Annotated in this window: 1 protein-coding gene; it reads right to left on the minus strand. The window is 42.8% G+C overall.

The annotated features are described in order from the left end of the window. Positions 1-79: 79 nt before the first annotated feature. Positions 80-877 (minus strand): chemotaxis protein (locus A3756_RS21370; protein ID WP_082865418.1); only part of this gene is annotated, 798 nt, incomplete at its 5' end.

Below are 877 nucleotides of genomic sequence, written 5' to 3' on the forward strand. Positions count from 1 at the left end.
TTTCAACTTCACTTAAGGATACCGGACCAAGAGATTTGACCGGATGAATATTCAAAGCGGAAATTTTATATTCAGACATTTAAGAAGCCTGTTCTTTGACGTAGTCAAGAACAGCTGTTGCAAGCTCATCAGGCTGAAATTTGGATAGCAAGCGATTACACCCAACTCGCTCTGCCATAGCCTGGTTAAAACTACCACTCAAAGAAGTATGCATAATTACATAAAAGTGGCTCAATCGATCATCTTTACGAATTTCAGTCGTTAGTCGATAACCATCCATTTCCGGCATCTCGGCATCTGTTAGCACAAGTAAGCATTGCTTAAGCTTTTCCGGATCATTATCCGCCCACTCCTTAAGCATTTCATAAGCTCTTAAGCCATTTGGTGCAGTAATGGTAGGTAAACCTAGCTTTTCTATCGTACCGGTCGCCTGTGCAATTGCGACCGGTGAGTCATCGACCACCAAAACAAACTTTTCTCCTAATGAATCAATCAACTCATTCTCGAGAAGCTCTTCAGAGACATCAGTTGAATACGGAGAAATATCTGACAAGACCTTCTCTACATCAATAATCTCGACAATCTGTTCCTGATAGCGTGTTATGGCCGTTAAGTAATGCGCCCTACCCGCCGCTACCGGAGGCGGCATGATATCTTCCCAATTGAGGTTAACTATTTGCTCTATTCCGGCAACCAAAAAAGCCTGCACACTTCGATTATATTCAGTGACGACAATAATGGATTCACTGTTAACCTCAAGCGGCCTCATACCAATTGCCTGACTTAAATTGATAACTGGGACAGTCTGCCCCCTAAAGTGAGTGACACCACAAATACAAGGATGACGATGAGGCATCGCAGTTAGGTTTGGTAAATT

This window comes from Oleiphilus sp. HI0086, from assembly GCF_001635225.1.